Origin of the sequence: Chromobacterium vaccinii, assembly GCF_001855275.1 — a bacterium.
GTDB classification, from domain to species: Bacteria; Pseudomonadota; Gammaproteobacteria; order Burkholderiales; family Chromobacteriaceae; genus Chromobacterium; species Chromobacterium vaccinii.
Window position 1 is genome coordinate 4,632,927 of the sequence record NZ_CP017707.1, and the last position, 20,822, is coordinate 4,653,748.

At 63.4% G+C, this 20,822-nt stretch carries 21 protein-coding genes and 1 tRNA gene; 16 read left to right on the forward strand and 6 right to left on the reverse strand.

Annotated features, from left to right (window positions below; genetic code table 11):
- Positions 1-106 precede the first annotated feature (106 nt).
- The 6 genes from pcnB to panD all read left to right on the forward strand — a co-directional run bounded on the left by pcnB (position 107) and on the right by panD (position 4,746).
- Positions 107-1,459, forward strand: coding sequence for a polynucleotide adenylyltransferase PcnB (gene pcnB / locus BKX93_RS21395; protein WP_046157497.1), 1,353 nt, complete (start codon positions 107-109; stop codon positions 1,457-1,459).
- Complete coding sequence (folK, locus tag BKX93_RS21400) at positions 1,456-1,968, forward strand: 2-amino-4-hydroxy-6-hydroxymethyldihydropteridine diphosphokinase (RefSeq protein WP_070981282.1); 513 nt, start codon at positions 1,456-1,458, stop codon at positions 1,966-1,968. The genes pcnB and folK overlap by 4 nt, the downstream gene beginning before the upstream one ends.
- Positions 1,965-2,600, forward strand: a complete 636-nt coding sequence (locus BKX93_RS21405; RefSeq protein WP_070981284.1) for a deoxynucleoside kinase — start codon at positions 1,965-1,967, stop codon at positions 2,598-2,600. The genes folK and BKX93_RS21405 overlap by 4 nt, the downstream gene beginning before the upstream one ends.
- Positions 2,601-2,660: 60 nt before the next feature.
- Positions 2,661-3,449 (forward strand): 3-methyl-2-oxobutanoate hydroxymethyltransferase, encoded by a 789-nt coding sequence (gene panB / locus BKX93_RS21410; protein WP_070981285.1) that lies wholly within the window; start codon positions 2,661-2,663, stop codon positions 3,447-3,449.
- A 19-nt stretch (positions 3,450-3,468) separates the two neighbouring features.
- Positions 3,469-4,302 carry a pantoate--beta-alanine ligase gene (panC, locus tag BKX93_RS21415; protein ID WP_046157493.1) on the forward strand — a complete coding sequence of 278 codons (834 nt, stop codon included), beginning with the start codon at positions 3,469-3,471 and terminating at the stop codon, positions 4,300-4,302.
- A gap of 63 nt (positions 4,303-4,365) precedes the next feature.
- Positions 4,366-4,746 (forward strand): aspartate 1-decarboxylase, encoded by a 381-nt coding sequence (panD, locus tag BKX93_RS21420; protein WP_046168240.1) that lies wholly within the window; start codon positions 4,366-4,368, stop codon positions 4,744-4,746.
- A 70-nt stretch (positions 4,747-4,816) separates the two neighbouring features.
- Here the strand turns inward: panD and BKX93_RS21425 are convergent, their stop codons facing one another.
- Positions 4,817-5,614, reverse strand: a complete 798-nt coding sequence (locus BKX93_RS21425; RefSeq protein ID WP_070981287.1) for a substrate-binding periplasmic protein — start codon at positions 5,612-5,614, stop codon at positions 4,817-4,819.
- A 166-nt stretch (positions 5,615-5,780) separates the two neighbouring features.
- On the opposite strand from BKX93_RS21425, the gene BKX93_RS21430 reads away from it, so the two are divergent.
- Positions 5,781-6,188: a GFA family protein gene (locus tag BKX93_RS21430; protein ID WP_021478193.1), complete on the forward strand. Its 408-nt coding sequence runs from the start codon at positions 5,781-5,783 to the stop codon at positions 6,186-6,188.
- Here the strand turns inward: BKX93_RS21430 and rraA are convergent.
- Positions 6,185-6,664 (reverse strand): ribonuclease E activity regulator RraA, encoded by a 480-nt coding sequence (gene rraA, locus BKX93_RS21435; protein WP_070981289.1) that lies wholly within the window; start codon positions 6,662-6,664, stop codon positions 6,185-6,187. The genes BKX93_RS21430 and rraA overlap by 4 nt on opposite strands.
- 94 nt (positions 6,665-6,758) lie before the next feature.
- On the reverse strand, positions 6,759-8,057 hold the full coding sequence (gene aceA, locus BKX93_RS21440) for an isocitrate lyase (RefSeq protein WP_046157489.1): 1,299 nt from the start codon (positions 8,055-8,057) through the stop codon (positions 6,759-6,761).
- A 440-nt stretch (positions 8,058-8,497) separates the two neighbouring features.
- Here aceA and grpE point away from each other — a divergent pair, with 440 nt between their 5' ends.
- The 4 genes from grpE to dnaJ all read left to right on the forward strand — a co-directional run bounded on the left by grpE (position 8,498) and on the right by dnaJ (position 13,452).
- On the forward strand, positions 8,498-9,043 hold the full coding sequence (gene grpE, locus BKX93_RS21445; RefSeq protein ID WP_046157488.1) for a nucleotide exchange factor GrpE: 546 nt from the start codon (positions 8,498-8,500) through the stop codon (positions 9,041-9,043).
- A gap of 114 nt (positions 9,044-9,157) precedes the next feature.
- Entirely contained in the window at positions 9,158-11,086 is a 1,929-nt protein-coding gene (gene dnaK, locus BKX93_RS21450) for a molecular chaperone DnaK (protein WP_046157487.1), read from the forward strand.
- A 118-nt stretch (positions 11,087-11,204) separates the two neighbouring features.
- Positions 11,205-12,314, forward strand: coding sequence for a fatty acid desaturase family protein (locus BKX93_RS21455; RefSeq protein ID WP_070981291.1), 1,110 nt, complete (start codon positions 11,205-11,207; stop codon positions 12,312-12,314).
- Between the two features lie 13 nt (positions 12,315-12,327).
- Entirely contained in the window at positions 12,328-13,452 is a 1,125-nt protein-coding gene (gene dnaJ / locus BKX93_RS21460) for a molecular chaperone DnaJ (protein ID WP_046157485.1), read from the forward strand.
- A gap of 119 nt (positions 13,453-13,571) precedes the next feature.
- Here the strand turns inward: dnaJ and BKX93_RS21465 are convergent, their stop codons facing one another.
- Positions 13,572-14,684, reverse strand: coding sequence for a porin (locus BKX93_RS21465; RefSeq protein WP_052717610.1), 1,113 nt, complete (start codon positions 14,682-14,684; stop codon positions 13,572-13,574).
- Between the two features lie 206 nt (positions 14,685-14,890).
- The gene (locus tag BKX93_RS24960) at positions 14,891-15,088 is read right to left on the reverse strand and encodes a hypothetical protein (RefSeq protein ID WP_144408866.1); all 198 of its coding nucleotides are present in this window, start codon (positions 15,086-15,088) and stop codon (positions 14,891-14,893) included.
- A 402-nt stretch (positions 15,089-15,490) separates the two neighbouring features.
- Here BKX93_RS24960 and hemB point away from each other — a divergent pair, with 402 nt between their 5' ends.
- The 5 genes from hemB to tdh all read left to right on the forward strand — a co-directional run bounded on the left by hemB (position 15,491) and on the right by tdh (position 19,182).
- Positions 15,491-16,495: a porphobilinogen synthase gene (hemB, locus tag BKX93_RS21470; RefSeq protein WP_046157484.1), complete on the forward strand. Its 1,005-nt coding sequence runs from the start codon at positions 15,491-15,493 to the stop codon at positions 16,493-16,495.
- Between the two features lie 72 nt (positions 16,496-16,567).
- The gene (locus tag BKX93_RS21475) at positions 16,568-16,768 is read left to right on the forward strand and encodes a hypothetical protein (protein WP_046157483.1); all 201 of its coding nucleotides are present in this window, start codon (positions 16,568-16,570) and stop codon (positions 16,766-16,768) included.
- Positions 16,769-16,793: 25 nt separating this feature from the next.
- A tRNA-Leu gene (locus BKX93_RS25440) sits at positions 16,794-16,885 on the forward strand.
- Between the two features lie 15 nt (positions 16,886-16,900).
- Complete coding sequence (locus BKX93_RS21480) at positions 16,901-18,100, forward strand: glycine C-acetyltransferase (protein WP_046168236.1); 1,200 nt, start codon at positions 16,901-16,903, stop codon at positions 18,098-18,100.
- Positions 18,101-18,156: 56 nt separating this feature from the next.
- Positions 18,157-19,182, forward strand: a complete 1,026-nt coding sequence (gene tdh / locus BKX93_RS21485) for an L-threonine 3-dehydrogenase (RefSeq protein ID WP_046157481.1) — start codon at positions 18,157-18,159, stop codon at positions 19,180-19,182.
- 62 nt (positions 19,183-19,244) lie between these two features.
- Here the strand turns inward: tdh and BKX93_RS25835 are convergent, their stop codons facing one another.
- Positions 19,245-20,759, reverse strand: a complete 1,515-nt coding sequence (locus BKX93_RS25835) for a methyl-accepting chemotaxis protein (RefSeq protein WP_244887203.1) — start codon at positions 20,757-20,759, stop codon at positions 19,245-19,247.
- Positions 20,760-20,822 lie beyond the last annotated feature (63 nt).

A 20,822-nucleotide genomic window follows, 5' to 3' on the forward strand; every position in this document is an offset into this window, starting at 1 on the left:
TGGGGAGGGAAGGGCCGATGTGTATTTTCCGCGGGGATTCGGGCTATAATCGCGACCTTGAATCTCTAACCTTGCGAATCCAGCATTCCAAGCCACTATCTTCCAAATGATCCGCAAGCTCATCCGTAAAGTTCTGGAATTGCCCATGGGCAAGCGCCGCGGCAAGCCGCGCGTCTATCCGCTGCCGCAGCACGGCGTTCGCCGCGACCAGCTCAGCCACGCCGCGCTGCGCGTGACCTCCCGTCTGCAGGAGGCCGGCTTCTCCGCCTTCGTGGTGGGCGGCGCCGTGCGCGACCTGATGCTGGACGTGTCGCCCAAAGACTTCGACGTGGCCACCAACGCCACGCCGGAGCAGGTGCATCATCTGTTCCGCCGCTCCCGCATCATCGGCCGCCGTTTCCGCATCGTCCACGTGATGATGGGCCCGGAAACCATCGAGGTGACCACCTTCCGCGGCGGCAGCGTCGACGACACCAATGAAACCGGCCGCATCATGGCCGACAACAGCTTCGGCAGCCAGGAAGAGGACGCGCACCGACGCGACTTCACCGTCAACGCGCTGTTCTACGATCCGTCCAACGAAACCGTCATCGACTACCACAACGGCGTCAGGGATCTGCACGCCAAGAAGCTGGTGATGATAGGCCAGCCGGCGCGCCGCTATCAGGAAGACCCGGTGCGCATGCTGCGCGCGGTGCGCCTGGCGGCCAAGCTGGGCTTCGAGATCGACGAGGACACCAAGAAGCCGATCCGTTCCCACGCCCATCTGTTGAAGAAGGAGCCGCCGGCCCGCTTGTTCGATGAATTGCTCAAGCTGCTGATGTCCGGCCATGCCTACGCCTGCCTGAAAAAGCTGCGCGAGGAAGGCCTGGCGCGCGGCGTGTTCCCGCTGCTGGACGCGGTGATCGACGACAAGGGCGGCGAAGACGCCTTCCTGAAGCTGAGCCTGGACAGCACCGACGCCCGCCTGCGCGCCGACAAGCCGATTTCCGTAGGCTTCTTGCTGGCCACCTTGCTGTGGCGCCAGGTGGCCCAGGGCTGGCAGCGCCGTTGCGAAGCGGGCGAGAAGAGCCTGCCGGCGTTGCTGGACGCCATTTCCGATGTCGAGAACGAACAGGACAATGACTTCGCCATCCCGCGCCGCTTCAGCGTGACCATGCGCGAAATCTGGACGCTGCAGGCGCGTTTCGACAGCCGCACCGGCGGCCGTCCCTACCGTTTCCTCGAGCAGCCCCGCTTCCGCGCCGCCTATGACTTCCTGGCGCTGCGCAGCGAGGCCGGCGAAGTGCCGAGCGCCCTGGTCGAGTGGTGGGAGCGCTTCCAGCGCGCCGACGGCGACGAGTGCGAGCGCCTGATCGCCGAGGCGAAAGAAGGCGGCGCCGAGGAGCCGGCCAAGAAGCGCCGCCGCCGGCGCAGCGGCCGCCGCAAGCCCGAGGGCGCGGGGGAGAGCGCCGAGTGACGCTGGCCTACGTGGCTCTGGGCAGCAATCTGGAGCAGCCGGAACAGCAGGTCAGGGCCGCTCTCGCGGCCCTTGGCCATTTGGCCGAGACCGAGATGGTCAGGCATTCCTCGCTGTACCGCACCGCGCCGGTCGGTTACGCCGACCAGCCAGATTTCATCAACGCGGTGGCCTTGCTGGACACCGCGCTTCCGCCCCATCGGCTGCTGGACGAGTTGCTGGCGCTGGAGCAACGCTTCGGCCGCGAACGCAGCTTCCGCAACGCGCCAAGGGTGCTGGATCTTGACTTGTTGTATTACGATGGCGTCTTTCTCGAGGATCCGCGGCTGATCCTGCCTCATCCCCGGATGCATGAGCGCGCCTTCGTGATGGCGCCGCTGGCCGAGATCGCCGGCGGATCGACGCTGCCGGGCGTCGGCGACGTGGCCGCGCTGGCGGCGGCGCTGGCCGGCGACGGCGTGGAGCGCCTGGGCGACGAGGCCAACCCGAACAAACAGGAACAAGCATGAGTCAATTGCGATACGTGGTGGTGGAGGGGCCGATAGGCTCGGGCAAATCTTCGCTGGCCCGCCGGCTGTCAGAGTACTGGGGCGTGCAACTGAAGGCCGAGGACCCGGCCGCCAATCCCTTCCTGCCGCGCTTCTATCGCAATATGCCGGCCCACGCGCTGTCCACCCAGCTGAGCTTCCTGCTGCAGCGGGCGGACATCGCGCGCGAGATGATCAGCGGCGAGCTGCAGGCCGCGCCGTTGGTGTCGGACTTCCTGTTCGAGAAGGACGCGCTGTTCGCCCGCCTCAATCTGGACGAGCACGAACTGGCGGTCTACCAGCGCCTGGCGAGGCTGGCGCTGCCGGAGCATCCGGTGCCGGACCTGGTGATCTATCTGCAGGCGTCCGAGGACATCCTGCTGCAGCGGGTGGCCGCGCGCGCGGTCGACTACGAGGTGAACTTCCCCGAGGGCTACCTCAAGCGCGTCCATGCCGGCTATAGCGAATTTTTCCATCAGTACGAGTCGGCGCCGTTGCTGATCGTCAACACCGAACATTTGAATCTGGTGGACGGCGGCGAGGACTTCGAGTTATTGATCCGCTGCATCGCCGAAATGCGCGGCCAGCGCAGTTATTTCAACAAGAGCGTCTGACCGGGGACCGGTTGCATCGTCCCCCTGGACGCCGCAGATGGAACACGAGGAAGTCGAGAAATGAAAATAACCGTCAATACCCTGCACAAGCTGGCCGCGGAAGGCCAGAAGATCAGCATGCTGACCTGCTACGACGCCAGCTTCGCCAGCTTGCTGGACGAAGCCGGCGTGGAAATTTTGTTGGTCGGCGACTCGCTGGGGCCGGTGATGCAAGGCGTGGACTCCACGCTGCCGGTCAGCGAGGAGGACATGCTCTATCACATCCGCTGCGTGGCCCGCGGCAGCAAGAACGCGCTGATCCTCGGCGACATGACTTTCGGCGCCTACCAGGAAAGCCCGCAGCAAGCGTTCGCCCACGCCGCGCGCCTGCTGCAAGCCGGCGCCCACATGGTGAAGCTGGAAGGCGGCGCCTATATGGCCGAGACCACCCGCTTCCTGGTGGAGCGCGGCATTCCAGTGTGCTCGCACATCGGCCTGACGCCGCAGTACGTCAACATGTTCGGCGGCTACCGCGTGCAGGGCAGGGGCGAGGACGCGCAGCGCATCCTGAACGACGCCAAGGCGCTGGCCGAAGCCGGCGCCAGCCTGGTGTTGATGGAATGCGTGCCGGCGCCGCTGGCCAAAGAGATCACCGAAACCGTCAAGGTTCCGACCATAGGCATAGGCGCCGGCGCGGATACTTCCGGCCAGGTGCTGGTGCTGCACGACATGCTGGGCGTGTATCCGGGCAAGAAGGCCAAGTTCGTCAAGAATTTCATGGAAGAGGCGGGCAGCATCCAGGGCGCTGTCCAAGCCTACGTCAAGGCGGTGAAGGACCAATCCTTCCCGGCGGCGGAACACACTTACTGAGCCCGGAAGAGAACGAGAGATGGAAATCATCCGTACCGTGGCCGAGATGCGCGCCTGGCGCAAGCAGGCGGGCAAGCTGGCTTTCGTGCCCACGATGGGCAATCTGCATGAGGGGCACCTGAAGCTGGTGGCCGCGGCGCGCGAACGCGCCGAAAAAGTGGTGGTCAGCATCTTCGTCAACCGGCTGCAGTTCGGCCAGGGCGAGGACTTCGACGCCTATCCGCGCACTTTCGACGCCGATTGCGCCAAGCTGGCCGCCGCCGGAGTGGACGCGCTGTTTTTCCCGACCGAGCGCGAGCTTTATCCGCGCGTGCGGCAGGACTTCAACGTCGAGCCGCCGCACATCCAGGACGAGCTGTGCGGCGCCTTCCGTCCCGGGCACTTCCGCGGCGTGGCCACCGTGGTCACCAAGCTGTTCAACATCGTGCAGCCTGACCTGGCCTGTTTCGGCAAGAAGGACTACCAGCAGCTGCACGTGATCCAGGCGATGATCGCCGACCTGAACTCGCCGATCGAAATCGTCCCGGTGGACACCGGACGCGCCGCCGACGGCCTGGCGCTGTCGTCGCGCAACGGCTACCTGTCGGCCGAGGAGCGCGCCGAGGCGCCGCGGCTGTACCGCAACCTGTCCATGATTCGCGACGGCCTGCTGGCCGGCAGCCAGGACTACGCCGCGCTGGAGAACGCCGCGCGCGACGATCTGGCCGCCGCCGGCTGGACCGTGGATTACGTGGAAGTGCGTCAGGCCGACACGCTGGAAATCGCCCATGCCGGCGAGAAACGGCTGGTGGCGCTGGCCGCCGCGCGGCTGGGCAAGACCCGTCTGATCGACAATATCGAGGTATTCCGCTGAGAGCCGTCGGCGCGGCCGACGCCGCGCCGGGCGCTCCGAAACGGAACGAGAAGGAAAACTGCCATGCAACGCAATATGCTCAAGTCCAAGCTCCACCGCGTGACCACCACGCACGCGGAGCTGCATTACATCGGCTCCTGCGCCATCGACGAGAACCTGCTGGAAGCGGCGGACATTCTCGAGTACGAAGAGGTGCAGATCTGGAACGTCACCAACGGCGAGCGTTTCGCCACTTACGCGATCAAGGCTGAGCGCGGCTCTGGCGTGATCTCGGTCAACGGTTCGGCCGCGCGCCGCGCCGCGCCGGGCGACCTCTTGATCATCGCCTCGTTCGCGCAGTACGAGGACGCCGAGCTGAAGGGCCATTCGCCCAAGCTGGTGTTCGTCGACGGCGAAAACCGCCTCACCGAAGTGAAGGGCGCCACGCCGACCCAGCCGGCCTGATCATCCATTCGCTTTGCCTTGTCGCCGCGCGGCAGTCCGAACGGGCCGCCCGCGGCGATTTGCTTTTTTGCTAGCGTTTGACGTACTTGGCCAGCAGGCGGGCCAACTGGCCGGAGCGCCGCATCGATTCCAGCTCTTCGTCCACCAGCTGTCGCAATGCCTCGCCGCGCGGGTTTTTGCGGCTGAAAATCATGTGGAAGGGGTTGGGATGGGTGCCGGGCAGCGGAGCGTGTCCGATGGCCGCGTCGCCGATCACGTCCAGCGTGCCTATGCTGGCCAGGCCGGCCATCACTTCATAGTCCTCCGCGAACACGTCCAGCCGGCCGGCCTTCATCATCTTAACCAGTTCGGTATAACTGGCGGCGAGTATCATCCTGCTCTTGTCCACGCTATCCAGGCTGGCGTAGGCATAGCCTTTGACGCCGCCCAGCCGATAGCGGTTTAGGTCGGCCTGGCTGTCCAGCTTCAGCCCCTGGGGAAAGCGGTCTTTCGCGTAGAACACGTAATAATGAGTCTGGTAGTAGGGCGATGAAAACAGGAAGCGTTTCTCCCGGTCCGGGTTCTTGCTGGCGCTGAGCGCCATCACGTAGTTCTCACCCGCCTCTATCGAGGCCAAGCAGCGTTTCCACGGCGGCAGGACAATGGAGAACGGTATGCCGTGCTTGCCGAGAATGGCGCTTATCACTTCTACCGAAAAACCGGTGATCTCGGTCGTCGGCTTGCCGTCGGCCCGGCGGTAATAGGTGTACGGCGGCCATTCGTCGCCGTCGTCGCAGATGTGCACCGGCGAGCGGTCGGGTTCCTGGGCCGAGGCGGGCGCATGAGGCAGAGTCAGGCAGAGCAAGGCGGCGGAGAGGATGCGGCGCATGGCGGTTTCCCAAGAAGTGCATATTCCATTGTATGCGGCGTTTGCCATCTGCACGGGATGCCTGACGGGCCTGGCGCAATGGTTTTTTTGCACTTGCAGCATGGCTGAGGCATAGTGAAATGGAGAGGCGGCGAATGCCGCGTTCCAATCCTGCGAAGGAGCGTCGATGAGCGTAGGCCTGACTGGAGGCTGTCTGTGCGGCGCGGTGCGCTATCGCTTGCGCGGCACGCCATGCCACATCACCCATTGCCATTGCCGCAGTTGCCGACGGGCCAGCGGCGCCGCCTTCGTCACCTGGTTCACCATCCGGGTGCACGAGCTGGAGTGGCGCGGCGAGCGGCCGATGCAGTACCACTCGTCGGCGGCGGTGTCGCGCGGCTTCTGCCCGCATTGCGGCTCCACGCTCACCTATTTCCACGAGTCCGATCCCGAAGAGATCGACGTCACCGCCGCCTCGCTGGACACGCCCGAGGTGCTGGTGCCGGAGCACCATACCTGGTGGGAGCAGCGGCTGGAGTGGGGCACCGCCAACGCGCAGAGCGCGCTGCCAGTGCATCAGCGCTGCGGCGGCTAGGCCAGCTGCCGGGCGCTGACGACCACGCCGTCCTCGTCGGCGTACAGCCATTGTCCCGGCCGCAGCTCGCAGCCGCCGACGCGCACGGCGATATCCCTTTGGCCGCTGCCCAGCTTCACCGACTTGCGCGGATGCGCGGCCAGCGCCTTGACGCCCAGCGGCAGCTTGGACAGGGCGGCTGAGTCGCGCACGCAGCCGTCTATCACCAGCCCGGCCCAGCCGTTCTTCACCGCCAGTTCGCCCAACTGGTCCCCCAGCAGCGCGCAACGGCGAGAGCCGCCGCCATCCATCACCAGCACCCGGCCGTTTCCGGCTTCGCCCAGCGTCTCGCGCACCAGGCTGTTGTCCTCGAACAGCTTCAGCGTGGCGATCGGGCCGTGAAAGCGGAGGTTGCCGCCGAATGATTGAAAGATCGGGTCCAGAACCTGGATTTCCGCGTCGAAAGCGTCGCACAGGTCGGTGGTGGCCAAGCTCATGTCGTCTCCCGGATATGAAAATGCCGCCCACCGGTGAGGGTGGGCGGCATCGCCCGCGGGGTACGCGGGCTTTGGGGGCGCCGCTTGTGGCGGCTTAATGGAACTGTTCTTCCTCGGTGGAGCCGGTCAGCGCGGTGACGCTGGAGGCGCCGCCCTGGATCACGGTGGTGACGTCGTCGAAGTAGCCGGTGCCCACTTCTTGCTGGTGGGACACGAAGCTGTAGCCGCGGTCGCGGGCGGCGAACTCGGGCTCCTGCACTTTTTCGACGTAGGCGGACATGCCGCGCGCCACGTAATCCTGCGCCAGGTCGTACATGTTGAACCACATGCTGTGGATGCCGGCCAGGGTGATGAACTGGTACTTGTAGCCCATCGCGCCCAGCTCGCGCTGGAACTTGGCGATGGTGGCGTCGTCCAGGTTCTTTCTCCAGTTGAACGACGGCGAGCAGTTGTAGGCCAGCAGCTTGCCCGGATGCTTCGCGTGCACGGCTTCGGCGAACTTGCGCGCGAACTCCAGGTCCGGCGTGCCGGTCTCGCACCACACCAGGTCGGCGTAGTCGGCATAGGCCACCGCGCGGCTGATGGCTTGCTCCAGACCCTTCTTGGTCTTGTAGAAGCCTTCGGCGGTGCGCTCGCCGGTCAGGAAGGGCTCGTCGTTGGGGTCGACGTCGCTGGTCAGCAGGTCGGCCGCTTCGGCGTCGGTGCGGGCGATCACCAGCGTCGGCACGCCGTAGACGTCGGCCGCCAGGCGGGCGGCGATCAGCTTCTGGATCGCTTCCTGGGTCGGCACCAGCACCTTGCCGCCCATGTGGCCGCATTTCTTAACCGAGGCCAGCTGGTCTTCGAAGTGCACGCCGGCGGCGCCGGCGCGGATCATCGACTTCATCAGCTCATAGGCGTTCAGCACGCCGCCGAAACCGGCTTCGGCGTCGGCGACGATGGGCGCGAAGTAGTCGACATAGCCCTTGTCGCCTTGTTCGATGTTTTTGGCGTGCTGGATTTCGTCGGCGCGGGTGAAGGCGTTGTTGATGCGTTCCACCACCTTGGGCACCGAGTCCACCGGATACAGCGACTGGTCCGGGTACATCGCCGAGTATTCGTTGTTGTCCGCCGCCACCTGCCAGCCCGACAGGTAGATGGCCTTGACGCCGGCTTTCACCTGCTGCATGGCCTGGCCGCCGGTCAGCGCGCCCAGACAGTTGACGTACGGTTCGTTGTTGACCAGCTTCCACAGCTTTTCCGCGCCGTGGCGCGCCAGGCTGTGCTCCACCTGCAGCGAGCCGCGCAGGCGCTCGACGTCGGCGGCGCTGTAGCCACGCTTGATTCCCTTCCAGCGCGGGTTTTCGTCCCAGTCTTTCTGGATGGCTGCAATGCGTTGTTCGCGAGTCGTCATATTGAAACCCTTCTCGAAACGTTTCTGTGCTCGCCGGCGAACCGGCGTCCTCGATGGCTGTACGGCGTATCCGGTGTGCCGGATTTTTGTCGAAACCGGGTCTGTTCGACCTGATTTTTCTTGGCCGAGCGGGGCTGCGTTTTTGCACCGCCGCAACGGTTTTCTCCTTGGTGTGCGGCCATTATAAGCACAAAAAAATCGCGTTGTGTGCGGTGCAGCACAGAAAAAAAACAACATTTTCATAAGCTAACAATGTGCTGCTTCAAACGAATATTTGGGCTTGGCAAAAACATTGTTTACGAAAAATCAGCAGTAGAAATACGCACATTGATTATTTTTTCTTGGAGTGGAGATATGCAGATCGGGGCTTGAAATCGCTGCGAAAGTCCCTACCTTGGGTCTGGACATCAATTTAGCCGGTGCAATTCCGAGGAAACGTCATGCAAGAGAACCAAAACCAGGCGGCCGAAGCCGTGGAAAACGAAATGACCGATACCGCCAGCGAGGCGCACACCGAGCTGGAGCAGACTCCCGAGCAGCATATCGCCGGGCTGGAAGCTGAAATCGCCGAACTGAACGACACCCTGCTGCGCGCCCGCGCGGAGCTGGACAACCAGCGCCGCCGCGCTCAGGACGAAGTGGCAGCTGCGCATAAATATGCGATCAGCAAGTTTGCCGGCGAGTTGGTGACGGTCAAGGATTACCTGGAAATGGCGCTGTTGGACCAGAGCGGCCAGATCGACACCCTGAAGATGGGCGTGGACCTGACGCTGAAGCAGCTGGTCTCCGCCTTCGACAAAGCCCAGATCAAGGACATCGCGCCCAAGGCCGGCGACAAGCTGGATCCGCACCAGCACCAGGCGATGAGCGCCGAAGAGTCCGACGCCGAGCCGAACACCGTCGTGCGGGTGATGCAGAAGGGCTATTTGCTGGCCGATCGCGTGCTGCGCCCGGCCATGGTGGTGGTGGCCAAGGCCAAAGCATAAAAAAGGCCGATGCCGCCCTCTTGAAAAGCGCGGCATAGCCAATATTTATTGAGACAACAGGCCCTGGCTATCAGACAAGCCAAGGCCGGAACGAATAGAGAAAAGGAATACATCATGGGTAAAATCATCGGTATCGACCTGGGCACCACCAACTCCTGCGTGGCAGTGGTAGAAGGCGGCAACCCGAAAGTCATCGAAAACGCCGAAGGCAACCGCACCACGCCGTCCATCATCGCTTACGTCGAAGACGGCGAGATTCTGGTGGGCGCGCCGGCCAAGCGCCAGGCGGTGACCAACCCGAAGAACACCATTTACGCCGCCAAGCGCCTGATCGGCCGCCGTTTCGAAGACAAGGAAGTGCAGAAGGACATCGACCTGATGCCTTTCGAAATCCTGAAGGCGAAGAACGGCGACGCCTGGGTGAAGGCGCGCGACCAGGAGCTGGCACCGCCGCAAATCTCCGCCGAAGTGCTGCGCAAGATGAAGAAGGCCGCCGAAGACTACCTGGGCGAGGAAGTGACCGAAGCCGTGATCACCGTGCCGGCCTACTTCAACGACAGCCAGCGCCAGGCCACCAAGGACGCCGGCCGCATCGCCGGCCTGGAAGTGAAGCGGATCATCAACGAGCCGACCGCGGCCGCGCTGGCCTTCGGTCTGGCCAAGCAGGAAGGCGACCGCAAGATCGCGGTGTACGACCTAGGCGGCGGCACATTCGACGTGTCCATCATTGAGATCGCCGACGTGGACGGCGAGCACCAGTTCGAAGTGCTGTCGACCAACGGCGACACCTTCCTGGGCGGCGAAGACTTCGACCAGCGTGTGATCGATTACATCGTCACCGAGTTCAAGAAGGAGCAGGGCGTCGATCTGAAGCAGGACGTGATGGCGCTGCAACGCCTGAAGGAAGCGGCTGAAAAGGCCAAAATCGAGCTGTCCAGCGCGACCCAGACCGAGGTGAACCTGCCGTACATCACCATGGACGCCACCGGTCCGAAGCATTTGGCGATGAAGATCACCCGCGCCAAGTTCGAAAGCCTGGTTGACGACCTGATCGCCCGTTCGATCGAGCCGTGCCGCGTGGCGCTGAAAGACGCCGGCGTATCGCTGGCCGACATCACCGACGTGATCCTGGTCGGCGGCCAGACCCGCATGCCCAAGGTGCAGGACGCGGTCAAGGAATTCTTCGGCAAGGAGCCGCGCAAGGACGTGAACCCGGACGAAGCGGTGGCCGTCGGCGCCGCGATCCAGGGTTCGGTGCTGTCGGGCGACCGCAAGGACGTGCTGCTGCTGGACGTGACCCCGCTGTCGCTGGGCATCGAAACCCTGGGCGGCGTGATGACCAAGCTGATCCAGAAGAACACCACGATCCCGACCAAGGCCTCGCAAACCTTCTCCACCGCCGACGACAACCAGACCGCCGTGACCATCCACGTGCTGCAGGGCGAGCGCGAGAAGGCCGCCGCCAACAAGTCGCTGGGCCAGTTCAATCTGGGCGACATTCCTCCGGCGCCGCGCGGCATTCCGCAGATCGAGGTCGAGTTCAACATCGACGCCAACGGCATTCTGCACGTGTCCGCCAAGGACAAGGCTTCCGGCAAGCAGGCCAACATCACCATCCAGGCCTCCTCCGGCCTGTCCGAGGCTGAAATCGAGCGCATGGTGCAGGACGCCGAAGCCAACGCCGAGGAAGACAAGAAGCTGCACGAGCTGGTGACCGCGCGCAACCACGCCGAAGGCCTGATCCACAGCATCAAGAAATCGCTGTCCGAGCATGGCGACAAGATCGGCGCCGACGAGAAGGCCAAGATCGAGGACGCCATCAAGGCGGCCGAGGAAGTGGTGAAGGGCGACGACAAGGACGCCATCGAAGCCAAGGCGGAAGAGCTGGCCAAGGCCAGTCAGAAGCTGGGCGAGATCATGTACGCCCAGGCCGCTCAGGCGGAAGGCGGCGCCGAAGGCGCGCAAGCCGCCGCCGGCGACAAGAAGGACGAAGGCAATGTGGTGGACGCCGAGTTCGAAGAAGTGAAGAAAGACAAGGCCTGATAGCCGTCTTGTCATGATGGCGCCAGATGACCGGGCCAAGCCCTCCGGGAAGCCCCGGGGCTTGCTCCGGTCATCGGCGTTTGCGTGACGTCTTCAGGTTCGGTCTTTTGGAGAGTGCATGTCGTCCCGTATCACCTTTTCGGCCCGAGGGCCGTTTTTCGAAACGCTGAAGTCCCGGGTTGACGCCTATTTTCAGCAAACCGGCCAACGCCACACCGGCAATCGGCTGCTGCATTTCAAGACTGTGTTTTCCTACGCGCTGGCTGGTTTCAGCTACGCGATGCTGGTGTGGGGCGCGGAGCATCTGTGGACGGCGCTGCTGGCAGGTTTCGGCCTGACGCAGGGCCTGGTGCTGATCGCCTTCAACGTGATGCACGACGGCGCGCACGGCAGCTATTCGCGCAAGCGCTGGGTGAATTGGCTGATGGGCTCCAGCATGGAAGTGCTGGGCGGCAGCCAGAGCATGTGGCAGCAGAAGCATAATGTGCTGCACCACACTTACACCAATGTCGAGGGCAAGGACGACGACATCGCGCTGGGCAGCCTGATGCGCTTGTCGCCCGCCGCGCAGTGGCGGCCCTGGCACCGGCTGCAGCATTGGTACGCGGTGGTCCTGTATAGCCTGTTGACGCTGTTCTGGTTGCTGTTCAGCGATTGGCACAAGATGATACGCGGCAAGATCGGCGACACGCCGCTGCCGAAGCGGGCATGGTGGGAATGGCCTTATTTCGTGGCCACCAAGTTGCTGTATATCGGCTATGCGCTGGTTCTGCCTGCTTTGTACCATCCGTTTTCGCATGTGCTGCTGGCCTTCCTGGGCGTGCACCTGCTGTTCGGCCTGACCTTGTCGGTGGTGTTCCAGTTGGCTCACACGGTGGAAGGCGCGGCGTTTCCGCTGCCGGACGGCGACGGCAAGATGGCGGACGAGTGGGCGGTGCACCAGTTGAAAACCACGGCCAATTTCGCTTGCGGTAACCGCCTGGTGACTTTTTACATGGGCGGCCTGAATTTCCAGGTCGAGCATCATTTGTTCCGCAAGACCAGCCATGTCCACTATCCGGCGCTGAGCAGGATAGTCGCCGAAGCCTGTCGCGAGCATGGCATGCCCTACCAGTCGTTCCAGTCGGTGTGGTCGGCGATGAGGGCGCATTTCCGCTTTTTGAAACAGATGGGGCGACAACCGGCCGCGCTGAGCGTGGGCCCTGTTGCTGCGGCAACCAGAATTTGAGAGTGACAGCAAGATGTCCAAACGAGACTACTACGACGTGCTCGGCGTCAACCGAGACGCTTCCGACGACGACATCAAGAAAGCCTACCGCAAGCTGGCGATGAAATACCATCCGGACCGCAATCCGGACAGCAAGGAAGCGGAGGACAAGTTCAAGGAGGTGAAGGAGGCCTACGAGATCCTGTCCGACAGCCAGAAGCGCGGCGCCTACGACCAGTTCGGCCATGCCGGGGTTGACCCGCAGGCCGGCGGGGGCGGCGGGCAGGGCTTCGGCGGTTTCGGCGATTTCGCCGACATTTTCAGCGACATCTTCGGCGGCGGCCGGGGCGGCAACGGCGGCGGGCGCTCCAATGTCTACCGCGGAGCCGATCTGCGCTACAACATGGAGATTTCGCTGGAAGAAGCGGCGCGCGGCTGCGAGAAACAGATCCGCATCCCGTCGCACGAATCCTGCTCCACCTGCAGCGGCACCGGCGCCAAGCCGGGCACCCAGCCCAAGACCTGCGCCACCTGCGGCGGCCACGGCCAGGTGAGGATGAGCCAGGGCTTCTTCTCGATCCAGCAAACCTGCCCGACTTGCCATGGCACGGGCAAGCAGATCACCGATCCGTGCACCAGTTGCCACGGCGCAGGGCAGAAGAAAACCACCAAGACGCTGAACGTGAAGATCCCGGCCGGCGTCGACGAGGGCGACCGCATCCGCCTGGGCGGCGAGGGCGAGCCGGGGCAGAATGGCGGCCCGGCGGGCGACTTGTATGTGGTCACTCATATCAAGCAGCACACGGTGTTCCAGCGCGACGGCATGGACCTGCACTGCGAGATGCCGATTTCCTTCTCCACCGCGGCATTGGGCGGCGAGGTGGAAATTCCGACGCTAGACGGCATGGCCAAGGTGAAGATCTCGCCGGAAACCCAGAGCGGGCGCGTCTATCGCCTGCGCGGCAAGGGCGTGAAGGCGGTGCGCGGCGCCGAATTCGGCGACCTGCATTGCCATGTGGTGGTGGAAACCCCGGTCAAGCTGACCGAGCGCCAGAAAGAGTTGCTGCGCGAGTTCGAGGCGATCAGCCAGGGCGATGTGGCCACCCACAATCCGCGTTCCAAGTCCTTTATGGACAAGCTGCGCGACTTCTTCGAATAAGCCGCTTTTCGCCCGCAGCGCAAAACGCCAGCCTCAGGCTGGCGTTTTTGTTTGGGCGTCGCAAAGCAAAACGGCCGCCCATCGGGCGGCCGTTCGCACATTCCTGAAACCGGGGAGACTTAGAAGTTGTGTTTCATCATCGCCCAGATGGTGGACGAAGTGTCCTTGGCGTGCTTGTTGATGGTCTGCGCATCTCGGTTTTCCTTCACCTGGCCGTAGCCGGCTTCCAGCAGCGTGCGCTTGCTGAGCGTGTAGTCCAGCCCGATCGCCCATTGGGTCGCGCCCAGGCTGTAGCGGATGCCGTCCACTTTGGCGTCGTTGCGCTTGGAGTAAACAATCGACGGCTTGAAGTTGCCGATGGTGTAAGCGGCGTTCAGCGCCCAGCCGGTGTTTTCCAGCTTGTTGATGCCGGTATTGATGATGGGGCTCAGGCTGGCGACGCCGGGCAATTTCAGCGAGCCGTCCTTGTTGGCGGCGTGGGCATCGCCATAGAGCGTGACCCATTGATAGCTGGCCGCCAGGTACAGCGCGTCGCTGGTGTAGCCGCCTTCCAGGCGGTTGGTCGAGCTGTTGCTGCCGCCTTTGGTGTTCATCGCGCCGGCGTAGGCCCAGGCGCCGAAGAAGCCGGAATTCTGGTAAGCGAGGCGCAGGCCGTATTTGTCGCCTTGCTTCATCTGGCCGGCGGTGCTGTTTTCGCCTGCGCCGTATTGCAGCGAGGCGTTGAATCCGTAGAAATCCGGGGAGTCGTAGCGGATGCTGTTCTTGAAGCGGGAGTCGCCATAGGCGCCGAACACGTCTGTGGCTTCGTACAGCGGGAAGCCGGTGCCCATGCTGTCGCGGTACGGGCCGTACAAGTTGTCGGTGGATTCGGTGTCGCCCAGCACATCGGTGATGTAGCCCATGCGAATTTTGCCGAAGCCGCCTTCCAGGCCGACGAAGGTCTGGCGGTTGGCCAGGGTGCCGGAGTCGGTGCTGCCGAAGCCGGTGGTGCCGTCGGTGGAGAAGCCGGTTTCCACCTGCCAGATGGTTTTCAGGCCATTGCCCAGATCTTCATTGCCGCGGAAGCCGATACGGCTGCCGAAATCGTCAACGCCGAAAGTGGAGCTGTAGTTGTTGGTGCTGTTCTTGGTGATGGAAACGCCAGTACGCAGCGAGCCGTAGATATTGACATCGGCTTGAGCGAATGCCGGGATGGCCGCTGCGATGGCGGCGGCGAGTGCGATTTTCTTCATTTTCTCTAAAACCCTTTGTTTCGATTTTTTGCCCAGAGGCGCCTTCCGACGGTGTTGTTTTTATTCCGTCGTGATAGGTTCGGCAGTGTGTGGGAGGGATGAGTTTTCCGTCAAGACATACTTGTTAACATATCAGGAAGCTGACTGTGATGCTGTATGAATTTTTATGGCATTTGTTTTAGTTTATTTTGCTATTTTCTTTCTATTCAATGGCTTGTTTTTGCTGATTGCGCTGGGTTCTGTATTTTTTGCGAGGTTGAATTTGTATGGAATATAAAAATTTCAGCCGATAATGATAATGTTTGTTGCTTTTTTGCATTTTGCTGCAGTTGCACAATTAATGATGATTGAGTTTTTGTCATGCGCCGCCATGGCTGGGGAATGTCGGTGGATTCGCTGGCCACCAGCCGCCGCCTGGCATGAGCGCCAGCAGACGGCCGGATGTGAGCCGCAGGCCGTTTGTTGAGCGGATGCCTCCGTTGGCCGCGCAGCTTATCGCGGTTTCGCTTGTCGTTTGATGAGGCGCTTGCGTCGGGCTAGGCAGCAGGATTCGGATTGAGCTCGCGGAATGGAAGAATGTGAGGCCAGGCATTGGAAAAGCTGATGGATGCTTAAATGAATTTGAAAAATGGATGTTTTTGCTTTTCTACTATGCGATGAGCCGCGGATTTCCAACGCCGCCGTGGCCGGAGTGCGGCGGAGCGACGAATGCTGCGCGGATGCATAGGGGCGATGCGTAAAGCCCGCTGCCGCATCGTGGGGATTGGGCGTACAATTGCCGATGTCTTTTTTAGGGGGCTGTCGTCATGATTTTTGCTAATCGCTATTTCCCGGTGACCCGCATGCGCAGGATGCGCAAGGATGAGTTCAGCCGCCGGTTGATGCGCGAGAACGTGCTGACCACCAACGACCTGATCTACCCGGTCTTCGTGATGGAGGGCAGCAACCAGGTGGTGGACGTGCCGTCGATGCCGGGCGCGCCGCGCCTGACGCTGGACAGGCTGCTGCCGGTGGCCGAAGAGGCGCTGGAACTGGGCATCCCGATGCTGTCGCTGTTTCCGGTGATCACCGGCAACAAGGACAATGAAGGCAGCGAGGCCTACAACCCGGACGGGCTGATTCCGCGCGTGGTGCGCGAGTTGAAAAAGCGCTTCCCGGAGCTGGGGGTGATGACCGACGGCGCGCTGGATCCCTATACCATCCACGGACAAGACGGCGTGATCGACGCCAACGGCTACGTGCTGAACGATGAGACCACCGAAATCCTGATCAAGCAGGGCCTGTGCCATGCCGAGGCCGGCGTCGACGTGTTCGGCCCGTCTGACATGATGGACGGCCGCATCGGCGCCATCCGCGAGGCTTTCGAGGAAGAGGGCCTCATCCACACCAAGATCCTGGCCTACTCCGCCAAGTATTCGTCCGGCTTCTACGGCCCGTTCCGCGACGCGCTGGGCTCGTCAGCCAACTTGGGCAAGGCCGACAAGAACAGCTACCAGATGGACCCGGCCAATATCGAAGAGGCGATCCAGGAAGTGGCGCAGGATCTGGAGGAGGGCGCCGACATGGTGATGATCAAGCCCGGCATGCCCTATCTGGACGTGATCCGCCGCGTCAAGGACACCTTCCATGTGCCCACCTTCGCCTATCAGGTGTCCGGCGAGTACGCGATGCTGAAGGCGGCGTTCCAGAACGGCTGGCTCAACGAAGAGAAGTGCATGATGGAAAGCCTGCTCGCCTTCAAGCGCGCCGGCGCCGACGGCATCCTCAGCTATTTCGCGATGGACGCGGCTCGCTTGCTGCGCCAGCGCTGATATCATGAATGGATGAGCCGCACCCCTTGCCAAGACAGCGGCGAGGGGTGTTTGTCTATCTAAGGGCAATATATGGATGTGCTGCACTCCACCTGGTTCTGGCTGGCGGTGATCGCCGCGCCGGCCATTCTCGTGATTGGCACGCTGGCCCGGCTGGCCAGGCGCGAGCCGCCGGTCAAGCTGCCGCCTGGCGTCAAGCCGCTGGGCTGGGACGAGGAGGACGATGTTCCGGAAAAGTTGCATGACGGTGACAGAGAGCCGCCAAAACACTGATAACTGTCACTGCTAGCGCGCATGCGGCTGGGCTAGAATGGCGACAGTTTCGGCGCGCAGCCGCCAAGAGCGGCGCGCGGTGCCTGCGGACGCGGGTTCGATTCCCGCGTCCGGCCAATCCAAAGGACTGCCATGAATCACACTTATCTTGCCCACCTGCAGGCGACGCTGGCCCAGATCAAGGCCGACGGCTTCGAGAAGCCGGAACGCGTGATCGCCACGCCGCAAAGCTCCGATATCGCGCTGGCCGGCGGCGAGCATGTGCTGAACTTCTGCGCCAACAACTACCTGGGCCTGGCCGACGACAAGCGGCTGGTGCTGGCGGCCAAGGCCGGCATGGACCAATACGGCTACGGCTGCGCGTCGGTGCGTTTCATCTGCGGCACCCAGTCCATCCACAAGCAACTGGAAAAGTCGATCTCCGATTTCCTCGGCACCGACGACACCATCCTGTATTCCAGCTGTTTCGACGCCAACGGCGGCGTGTTCGAAACCCTGCTGACCGAAGAGGACGCGGTGATCTCGGACGAGCTGAACCACGCGTCCATCATCGACGGCGTGCGCCTGTCTAAGGCCAAGCGCTTCCGCTACAAGAACAACGACATGGCCGATCTGGAGGCGCAACTGGCCGCCGCCGAAGCGGCCGGCGCCCGCTTCAAGCTGATCGTTACCGACGGCGTGTTTTCGATGGACGGCATCATCGCCGACCTGAAGGGCATTTGCGATCTGGCCGAGCGCCATGACGCGCTGGTGATGGTGGACGATTCGCACGCGGTCGGCTTCATCGGCGAAACCGGCGCCGGCACCCCGGAATACTGTGGCGTGTCCGACCGCGTCGACATCTACACCGGCACGCTGGGCAAGGCGCTGGGCGGGGCGTCCGGCGGCTACGTCGCCGCGCACAAGCCCATCGTCGACCTGTTGCGCCAGCGCTCGCGCCCCTATCTGTTCTCCAACACGCTGGCCCCGGCCATCGCCGCCGCCAGCGTGGAAGTGCTGAACATCCTGAAGAGCGGCGAAGGCGCGGAGCTGCGCGCCAAGGTGCGCCGCAACGCCGAGCTGTTCCGCAAGGAAATGTCCGCCGCCGGCTTCACCCTGGTGCCGGGCGAGCACCCGATCATCCCGGTGATGCTGGGCGATGCCCGTCTGGCCGGCGAAGTATCCGCCAAGCTGCTGGCCGAAGGCGTGTACGTGATCGGCTTCTCCTACCCGGTGGTGCCCAAGGGCAAGGCCCGCATCCGCACCCAGATGTCTGCCGCGCACAGCGAAGAGCAGGTGCTGAAGGCGGTGGCCGCGTTCACCAAGGTCGGCCGCGAGCTGGGTGTAATCTGATTTGACCGCATGACAGGCGGCGCGGATCGAATGCCCGCGCGCCCAAGGATAGAGACATGAAGGCGCTTGCCAAGCTGAAGGCCGCTCCCGGCCTGGAAATGACCGACGTTCCGCAGCCGGAAGTCGGCCACAACGATCTGTTGATCAAGATCGTCAAGACCGCGATCTGCGGCACCGACATCCATATCTGGAACTGGGACGAATGGTCGCAGAAGACCATCCCGGTGCCGATGCACGTCGGCCATGAATACGTCGGCGTCGTCGCCGGTATGGGTTCGGAAGTGCAGGGGTTCAAGATCGGCCAGCGCGTGTCCGGCGAAGGCCACATCACTTGCGGTTACTGCCGCAACTGCCGGGCCGGCCGCCGCCACCTATGCCGCAATACCACCGGCGTGGGCGTCAACCGCGAAGGCGCGTTCGCCGAGTATCTGGTGATTCCGGCCTTCAACGCCTTCCCGATTCCGGATGACGTCTCCGACGACCTGGCCTCCATCTTCGACCCGTTCGGCAACGCCGTGCACACCGCGCTGAGCTTCAACCTGGTGGGTGAGGACGTGCTGATCACCGGAGCCGGTCCGATCGGCATCATGGCGGTGGCCATCGCCAAGCATGTCGGCGCGCGACACGTGGTGATCACCGACGTCAACGACTACCGGCTGGATCTGGCGAAGAAGATGGGCGCCACCCGCGCCGTCAACGTCGCCCGCGAAGACCTGAAGGCGGTGATGCAGGAGCTGCACATGACCGAAGGCTTCGACGTGGGCCTGGAAATGTCCGGCAATCCGCAGGCTTTCCGCCAGATGCTGGAAACGATGAACCACGGCGGCAAGGTGGCGCTGCTGGGCATTCCGCCGTCCAACACCGCGATCGACTGGAACCAGGTGATCTTCAAGGGCCTGGAAATCAAGGGCATCTACGGCCGCGAGATGTTCGAGACCTGGTACAAGATGGTGGCGCTGATCCAGTCCGGTCTGGACATCAGCCCCATCATCACCCACCACTTCAAGGTGGACGAGTTCGAGCAGGGCTTCGCCGCCATGCTGTCCGGCCAAAGCGGCAAGGTGATCCTGGACTGGCGCTGAGCGTCGTCCCGGTTCGACCGCATGCGAAGCGGCTCCGAGAGGAGCCGCTTTTTCATGCCCGCTCAGGCGGTTTTGAAATAGGCGATCATCCGCCGCAGGTGTTCCGCCTGCGTGTTCAACTGGTCGGAGGCGGCGGACAACTGCTCGGAGGTGGAGGCGTTCAGCTGGGTGGCCAGCGACAGGTGGTTGACCGCGGCGTTGATCTGCTGCAGGCCTTCGCTCTGTTCATGCGAGGCCAGCGCGATCTCCTGCACCAGGCTGGCGGTTTTGCGGATGGCGGGCAGCATTTCGTCCAGCGCCGCGCCCGCCTGTTCCGCCATGTCCACGCTGCAGCCGGCCAGCGAGCCGATTTCCCGCGCCGCCGTCTGGCTGTGTTCGGCCAATTTGCGCACCTGGGCGGCCACCACGGTGAAGCCTTTGCCCTGGCTGCCGGCGTGGGCGGCCTCGACGGCGGCGTTCAGCGCCAGCAGATTGGTCTGATAGGCGATGTCGTCTATCACGTCTATCCGGTTGGAAATGTCGCGTATCGCCGCCACGGTGCGGGTCACGGCCTCGCCGCCGCCGCCGGCGCTTTGCGCCGCCTGGCGGGCCATGGTGTCGGTGAGGCGGGCGCTTTCGGAGTTCTGGGTCACAGTGGCCGCGATCTCTTCCACCGAGGCGCTGGTCTCTTCCAGGCTGGCGGCCTGCTGCGACGCGTTCTGGCTCAGCGCCTGCGCCGAAGCCGCGACCTCGGACGAGGTGGCGTTCAATTGCTCGGCGTCGAGCCGCAATTGCTCGATCACCCCGGTCAGCCGGTTCACCATGTGCTGCATCGCCGCCAGCACGCTGCGATCGTCGCCGTCGCGCAGCGCCGGCCTTGCCGTCAGGTCGCCGCCGGCCACCCTGCGGGCGATCTCGGCCACCGCTGCCGGCTCGCCGCCCACCTGGCGGAACAGGCCCCGGCCGATGTGGCCGATGGAGCCGGCCAGGACCAGCAGGCTGAGGGCGGCGACCGCGATGAACAGGTTCAGAGTCTGGCGGTATCCGCGGTCGGCTTCCGCGATCCGATCGGCCAGCATCTTCTCGAATCCGTCCTGGACCTGGGCGCTCTGTCGCAGCAGCTGATCGGTCATCGCGCGGTCCATGCCGCGCACCAGCTTGTCGACGGCTTGCCCGGAGAGCGGGTCTTCCTGGCGGAAGGCTGCCAGCGCCGCGCGGTAGCGGACGGTCAGCCGGAGATGCTCGTCGCGCACCGCGTCTACCGCCGCGCTGGACTCGCCGTCGTCGCGCTGCGCGGCGGAGGCCTGGGCCAGCATTTGCTCGACGATGGCGCGCTCGGCTTCGAAGGCGGCTAGGTAGCGCTGGTAGTCGGCCGGATTGTTGCCGCGCAGCAGCACGTCCTTCCAGTCCTGCACCTGCACCTTGAAGTGCAGATTGGCCAGCTGCATCGCGTGGTTGATCCGGCTGCCGCGGCTGACCTGCTCCAGTTCCCGTCGGGTGTTTTCCGCCATGTCGCGCAGCTGGCCCAGGCAGGATAGGGACAGCAGAAGCAGGACCGTCAGGTTGATCAGGGCCAGGAGCCAGAGCCTGGTTTTCATGCTGAGAGCTTGTCGCATCGGCATTTCTTCGCATCGGGCTGGTTGCTATCGGTATAGCCCGCC